We start from the raw sequence: 7,154 nt of genomic DNA, 5'->3' as shown, positions 1-7,154 counted from the left end.
TCAATGGAATACGGCTGAGGTCTGACCGCACTCGGCATCGTGGGCCTCGCGACAACTGCGGGGTGGCCCGCCCGACGGTCGGTCGGGTGGGCCACCCCACGATGCCCCTGCTCGGATGGTGCGCGAGAGGGCATGTTCGGCTGAGGGTGCTCAGCCGGCCAGGGGGAGGTCGCGGCGTTCGATGCTGGCGGCCAGCGCGGCGACGGTGGGGTTGGCGTACAGCTCGGCGGTGCTGACCCGGGTGGCGAGCCGGCTGTTGACCAGGGCCAGCAGGCGCGCGGCGCGCAGGGAGTTGCCGCCGAGTTCGAAGAAGGAGTCCTCGCGGCCGACTTCCGGGCGGTTCAGGGCATCGGACCAGATGCGGGCGAGCCGGCGTTCGAGGTCGGTGGCGGGGGGAACCGGGCGCCGGCGGCGGCCGGTGGCCGCGCCGGGTAGCAGGCGGGGTCGGTGGTCGGGGATCAGGTCGTCGATGATCGCCGGGTTGGTGCGGTCGAGGCCGATAAGGACCTGGTGCTCGGGCAGGGCGAGCGCCTCGAGGAACAGGCGGACGCCGGTGTCCGGCTCGATCGAGCGGAAACCGCGGTGGTGCGCGGCGACGGTGGGTTGGGCGCGGCTCATTCCGACGCCGGTCCACATGCTCCAGGCCAGCGCGCGGACCGGTCGGCCGCGTTCGTGGTGCCAGTGGTCGGCGAAGCCGGACAGGAAGCTGTTGGCGGCCGAGTAGGCGCCGAACGAGTGGCCGCCGAACTCGCCGTTGACCGAACCGAACAGCACCAGGGACGTGCGCGGCCGGGTTTCCAGGACCCGGGCGATGGCCAGGGTGCCGGCGACCTTCGCCCGGTACTGCTCGGCGAACGTGGCCGGGGACTCGGTGCCGATGGTGTGCTGTTCGAGGTTGGCCCACTGGCCGGTGGGATCCTCGCCGGCCAGGTGCAGAACGCCGTCCAGCGGCCGGCCCCAGCGGGCTTCCGCCGCCGCCACCGCCGCCGAGAGGGCGTCGGCGTCGGCGATGTCGAGCCGCTGGTAGTCGACGTCGCCGAGCGCGGCCAGCTCGGCAAGCCGGGCGGCCCGCTCCCCGGTGACCGGCGAGCGGCCGACGAGCAGCAGCCGGATCCCATGGCCGGCAACGAGATGGCCGGCGATCTCGGCCGCGATGCCACCGAGCCCGCCGGTGATCAGGTACCGGCCGCCGGGGACGACCGGCGACGAGGCGGGCGCGGGCGCGACCACCGGCGCCAGCCGCCGCACGAACCGCTGTCCACTTCGGACGGCGACGATTCCCCGGTGCTCCCGGTCGGCCAGCTCGGCGCGCACGGCGCCGGGCCAGTCGGCCGGGTCGGCCGGCAGGTCGACCTGGCGAACCGGCAGGTCGGCCTCGGCGACGACGGTGCGGACCAGCCCGGGAAGCGCGCAGCTGCCCAGATCGATGCGGTCGCCCGGACGAACGGACACCGCACCGGAGGTGAGCACGAGCACCTGGGGCCGGCCGAACTCACCGGTGCCGAGCGCACCGATCAGGGCGCTCAGCTCGGCGGTCGCCACGGTGAGCCGCTCGACCGGGTCGGCGCCGGGCAGGGACAGCGGCAACGCGAACACGACGGTCGACACCCGCTGGGTCAACGAGCGCAGCAACGCGGCGGGATCACTTGCGGCGCACCGGTCCGCGGTGACCACGGGACCGGGAACGTCCAGCAGCGAACGACACTCGGGCGAGCCGAGGACGAGCCGGACCCCGGCGTCGCCGGACCCGGAATCGGACCCGGCGACCGGCGCGAGCGCCACCCACCGCCGCCGCACGAACCAGGTGTCGGCGGCCGGTTCCGCCGCACCGGAGCCGATCGCCCGCCCGGCGAACGTGCCGGCCCGCAGCTCGGTCACCAGCGCCGCGCGCTGGATCTTCCCGCTGCCGGTCTTCGGGAACTCCGCCTCGGTGACCGGAATCAGGAGATCCGGCGCAAGGCCGGCGGCCCGGCCGAGCGTGGCCCGGATCTCCTCGGCGAGTGCGGGCAGCGCGTCCCAGCGCCGCGGCACGAAGAAGATCACCAACTGGTCGGTGTCGTCGCCGGGCTCGCGAACCCCGGCCGCGGCCACGAACGTGACCCGGACATCGGCCACCCGCTCGACGACGCTCTCGATCTCGTGCGCCAGGTAGTTGCTGCCGCGCACGATGATCTGGTCCTTGATCCGCCCGGCGATCACCACCTCGCCGTCGTGCACGAAGGCGAGGTCGCCGGTGCGGAACCAGCCATCGGCGTCCCAGGACTCGCGGTTGGCCTCGTCGTTGTCGACGTAGTGGCGCAGCATCGTGTCGCCGCTGATCCGCAGTTCCCCCAGCCGGCCTTCGGGCAGCACCTGGCCGGCCTCGTTCACCACCCGCAGCCGCACCCCGGGAATCGGCCGCCCGACCGTGGACAACACCACCGCGCCGGTGTCCCTCGGGTCGACGTGGCGGATCACGCCGGACAGCGTCGACGGGTCGATCGTGACGGTGCCCGCGGTCCGGTCGTCGCGACTCTGCCGGGTGTAGGTGACCCCGGAGCAGGTCTCCGACATGCCCCAGCACGGGGTCATCACGTCGGCCGGCAACCCGTGCGGCGCAAGGAGGTCCAGGAACCGGTGGCTGGTGGCCGCGATCACCGGTTCGCCTGCGTTGGTCAGCTCCCGGACACAGGACAGGTCCCAGGACCGTTCGCGGATCTCCGCCGCCCGCTCGTTGATCATCGCGAAGGCGAAGTTCGGCGCCCACAGGTTGGTCACCCGGTACCGGTCGATCCAGTCCAGCCAGAGCAGGCTGTCACCGAGGAAGTGGTTGGTCCTGGCGTTGACGTGCAGGCACCGCAGGAACGTGTCGCGGACGTTGTACATGGCGACCGTGACGTGGTCGAACGGCATCCAGATCAGGGTGACGTCGTCGCCGGTGAGCCCGCAGTGCTCGATCACCGCATAGGTTCTGGCCACCACGCTGGCGTTGGTGTGCTGCACGCACTTGGGCACGCCGGTGCTGCCCGAGGTGAGCAGGTTGAGCACGGGAGTGTCGGCGGTGGCCGGGAACCAGTGCGTGTCCGGCGGATACCCGGCGAGGCCGGCGACGGTATGGATGCGCACCTCCGGCTCGCCCCACAGGTCCCGGACCCCGGCGAGGGCTCCCGCGGTGCCGGCGTCGGTGAGCAACACCGGCCGGCCCAACAGGTGCCAGGCGTTGTGCAGCTTGCGGTTCACCTCGTTGGCCGACTCGTAGCCGGCCGCGACGGCGACCGGCGTCGGCACGAACCCGCCGAGCACACAGGCCCAGAAGGCGGTGAGGAAGTCCCGGTTGTCGTCGAACACGAACAGCGCGGCGTCACCCGGACGCAGCCCGGCCGCCCGGAGCCCGGCGAGCACCCGCTGGGCGCCGTCGAGCAGTTCCGGATAGGTCTGCATGGCATCCGCGTGGCCCTCGGTGATGAAGATCGTTCCCCGGTCCGGGGCCAGCTCGGCCGCCGCGCGCAGCGCCTGTTGCAGGGTCACCGGCGCGCCGTGCGGGATCGGCACCGGGCCGCCGTCGAGGTTCGTCATGCGGTCTTCCGGTCCGTCGTGGCCGCCAGCAGCCGACCGCACATATGGCGGACCACGTCGGCGGTCCACTCCAGGAAGTAGAAGTGTCCGCCGGGGTAGAACCTGGTGCTGAACCCGGCGGTGGTGTGCGCGCGCCATTCGTCCACTGTCTCCAGTGGGGCGCGCGGATCGGAGGTCCCGCACAGCACGGTGATCGGGCAGTCCAGCGGAGCCCGCGGGGTGCTGCGGTGCCGTTCCCACAGCCCGAAGTCGGTTCGGAGCAGCGGCAGCAGCGCGGCCATCACGTCCCGGTCTTCGGCGATCTCGTTCTCGATGCCGCCGAGCGCGACCAACTCGGCCAGGAGCTCGTCGTCGGAAAGATCGTGCAGCTGCCGGATTTCGGTCGTGTGCGGGGCCGGCCGGGCGGACAGGAACAGCTGCTCCGGTCCGCGGCGGCCGCGGGACCGCAGCGCCGTGGCCAGTTCGTAGGCCAGCGCCGCGCCGCCGGAGTGTCCGAAGAAGGCGAACCGGCCGTCCAGCACGGGGCGCAGCGCGTGGGTGAGCACGGTGAGGAGCGGACCGGTGTCCACAAAGGGTTCCTCGGCGATGCGGTTCTGCCGGCCGGGCAGCTGAACAGCGACCAGCTCGATTTCGGGTGGCAGAAACGGAACCCAGTCGGAAAATGCGGTGGCACCCGCCCCGGCGTGCGGAAAGCAAATCAACCGGTGCGTGTGCGCCGGATTACGCGCCCGCCAGATATAGGGGCTCTCCGGAAGGAGTTCCCGGTTTTCCAACGGATTCATCTGCCACCTTATTCAACCGGCGAAACTCAAGCCGTGATCTTCCCCAGGTTCGGCCGCGCCGGCCGGCCGGTCAAGCCGGCCCGCGTCCGGTCGACCGGACGCGGCTCCTTGCCACCGGATCACCATGCTCCGTGCTCGTGCGGAACATGCCCAGGTCGAAGCGAACTTGCACACTGTCCAAGTCCGGCCTATCGTTCAACTTGAACGACGTACAAGTCGGACGAGTCGGAGAGCAGCATGCCTACCTACGCCACCCCCGGGCCGCTCGCGGTGACCGTCGACCTGGACGTCGGGGACGTGCAGATCGTTGCCAGCGACCGCGCCGACACAATCGTCACGGTCGTCCCGGCCGACCCGGGCAACGACGACAGCCGCCAGGCCGCGCGGCGCGTGCGACTGATCCAGTCGCCCGGCATTCTGGAGATCCGGCAGTCGCTGCCCTGGTACCAGCAGTTCGGCCGCGGCACCAAGTTCGGAATCGTCACCATCACCATCGAGCTGCCCACCGGTTCGACCGTTCGGGGCCGGACCTCCCTCGGCACGTTCGTCACCGATGGCCGGCTCGGCGAGAGCGAGTTCAGCTCCGACCTCGGTGACTTCCGGCTCGGCGAGATCACCGACAGCCTGCGGGTCAACGGCGTCACCGGGGACGTGCTGGTGCGGCGCGCGCACGCCGACGTGGACGTCACGACCACCACCGGCGACATCCGCCTCGCCGAGGTGATCCGCGGAACGGTCGTGCTCAGCACGTCCATCGGCGAGATCGAGGTCGGTGTTCGGGAGGGCTCGGCCGCCCGGCTCGACGTCCGCACCAAGCTCGGCCGGGTTCGCAACACCCTCAACGGTGTCGACAACCCGGCGGACTACGCGGACACGATCCTGGTCCGCGCCCGCACCAACCTCGACGACATCGTCATCCGGCGGGTCTGACAACCCCACTTCCGGTCGGGTACCCCCCAGCCCAGCCGGCGCCAGCGGCCCGGAATCGCTCACCCCCGGCGATTCCGGGTCGCGGCGCGTCCACGGCCAAACCGGGTTGAGCCAGGGTCCGGGCGGGCTCCCGCGACGTTTGAGGCGCAGTTGACACCGGGACCGGACCATGGGCGGTGTCCGGAGAGGACGGTGTGGCGGCCCGACACGATCGGGCCGGCACCGTCGTGGTTGCCCTGCACACAAAATTGGGAGGTTTTGTGGCCGAGACTTATGAGTTAGCCAGAACGGCTGTCGCCCTGCCCGACGTGCGTCCGCGCATGGAGGGTCCGGCACAGCTGCGGCAGGTGCGGATGAACGGAGTCGGGCTGCAGATTCCCCGGGATCTCAGCTTCGAGGACTGGGCGAAGGCGGGTCGCCAGCTGTCCGGGATTGTCGACTCGTCGGCATGGTGGCTCGGCGACTGGTTGGTGTTCGGCAAGACGCACTACGCCGACTGCTATCAACTCGCCATCCAGGGTGCGGGGCTGCGGTATCAGACGCTGCGCAACTACGCCTGGGTGGCGCGGCGGTTCGACCTCGGCCGGCGCCGCTCCGCACTGACCTTCCAGCATCACGCGGAGGTCGCCTCGCTGCCGATCGAGGAGCAGGAACGGTTGCTGGATCAGGCGGAACGGGAGATGTGGTCGACGAAACAACTCCGGTCCGCGGTTCGCGAGGAACGGGTCGGCGAGGCCGAGGAGGAGGAGACGGCGGCGCTGGTGCCGATCAGCTCCCGGATCGCGGTGCCCAGCCATCGGGTCGGCGTGTGGCGCCGGGCCGCCGACTGCCTCGGCGTCGCGTTTGACCAGTGGGTACTGACGATCCTGGACCGGGCGGCCATCGAGGCGCTGGACAGCGAGTTCGTCGAGGGCGCCGAGGTTCTGGTCTGAACCCCGAACAGCGGTCGCCGTCAGTCCCGTCGACATGAAACTCTCCGAATCGCGACGCAAAGGGAATCCTATGGTGCTGCCACAACCAGATGACGACGCCTTGACATCCGGCAGAACGGCTCGGCCGCGGACCATCTTGATGTGTGAGCCGACGTACTTCGACGTCAACTACTCCATCAACCCGTGGATGGATCCGAGCCGGCCCACGTCCCAGGCCAGTGGCCTGGATCAGTGGAAGTACCTGCACGACCTGTTCGTCGAACTGGGCCACGAGGTCGAGCTGGTCGGGGCCCGGCCCGGCCTGCCCGACATGGTGTTCGCCGCGAACGGGGCCACCGTCATCGACGGAAAGGCGCTCGTGGCACGGTTTCGGCACGCGCAGCGGCATGACGAGTCCGAGGCGTACCTGGAATGGTTCGCCCAGCACGGCTGGACCGACGTCCGGATGTCCAGGCACGTCAACGAAGGTGAGGGCGACATCCTGTTCGCCGGCGACGTGATTCTTGCCGGCACGGGGTTCCGGACCACACGCGCGGCGCACGATGAGGTCGCGGAGTTCTTCGGCCGCCCGGTGATCAGTCTGACACTGGTCGATCCGCGCTTCTACCACCTGGACACGGCGCTGGCCGTGCTCGATCACAACGAGGTGATGTACCACCCGCCGGCATTCGACGAGCAGAGCCGGGAACTGCTCGCCGCCCACTTCCCGGACGCGGTCCTTGCCGCCCGGGCGGACGCGGAAGTCTTCGGCCTCAACGCGTTCTCCGACGGCCGGCACGTCGTCCTGCCGCAGGCGGCGGTGGGGCTGGCCGGGCAGCTCGCCGAGCGCGGGTTCGAGCCGATCGGCGTCGACCTGGCCGAGCTGCTCAAGGCCGGTGGCAGCGTGAAGTGCTGCACGCTGGAACTTCGCCGGTGACACCGAGCCGGGTGCGCGCTGGGGTGGCGGACCCGCGCA

General features: G+C 70.7%; 5 protein-coding genes. 3 read left to right on the top strand and 2 right to left on the bottom strand.

Going from position 1 to position 7,154, the window contains the following annotated elements:
* Positions 1-150: 150 nt before the first annotated feature.
* Both VFV67_RS15160 and VFV67_RS15155 read right to left on the bottom strand, forming a co-directional pair.
* Positions 151-3,555 (bottom strand): SDR family NAD(P)-dependent oxidoreductase, encoded by a 3,405-nt coding sequence (locus VFV67_RS15160; RefSeq protein ID WP_326470576.1) that lies wholly within the window; start codon positions 3,553-3,555, stop codon positions 151-153.
* Positions 3,552-4,337 carry a thioesterase II family protein gene (locus tag VFV67_RS15155; RefSeq protein ID WP_326470574.1) on the bottom strand — a complete coding sequence of 262 codons (786 nt, stop codon included), beginning with the start codon at positions 4,335-4,337 and terminating at the stop codon, positions 3,552-3,554. Before VFV67_RS15155 ends, VFV67_RS15160 begins: the two co-directional genes overlap by 4 nt.
* Before the next feature lie 237 nt (positions 4,338-4,574).
* On the opposite strand from VFV67_RS15155, the gene VFV67_RS15150 reads away from it, so the two are divergent.
* The 3 genes from VFV67_RS15150 to ddaH all read left to right on the top strand — a co-directional run bounded on the left by VFV67_RS15150 (position 4,575) and on the right by ddaH (position 7,115).
* A complete protein-coding gene (locus VFV67_RS15150; protein ID WP_326470572.1) occupies positions 4,575-5,267 on the top strand; it encodes a DUF4097 family beta strand repeat-containing protein in 693 nt (230 codons plus the stop codon).
* A 260-nt stretch (positions 5,268-5,527) separates the two neighbouring features.
* Positions 5,528-6,199, top strand: a complete 672-nt coding sequence (locus VFV67_RS15145; RefSeq protein WP_326470570.1) for an LmbU family transcriptional regulator — start codon at positions 5,528-5,530, stop codon at positions 6,197-6,199.
* Between the two features lie 70 nt (positions 6,200-6,269).
* Positions 6,270-7,115: a dimethylargininase gene (ddaH, locus tag VFV67_RS15140; protein WP_349256507.1), complete on the top strand. Its 846-nt coding sequence runs from the start codon at positions 6,270-6,272 to the stop codon at positions 7,113-7,115.
* Positions 7,116-7,154 lie beyond the last annotated feature (39 nt).

The sequence above is a fragment of the Actinophytocola sp. genome (genome assembly GCF_035762905.1).
GTDB lineage: Bacteria > Actinomycetota > Actinomycetes > Mycobacteriales > Pseudonocardiaceae > DASYTH01.
The sequence above is the reverse complement of the archived record's forward strand: the minus strand, read 5'-3'. Positions and strand labels throughout refer to the sequence as shown.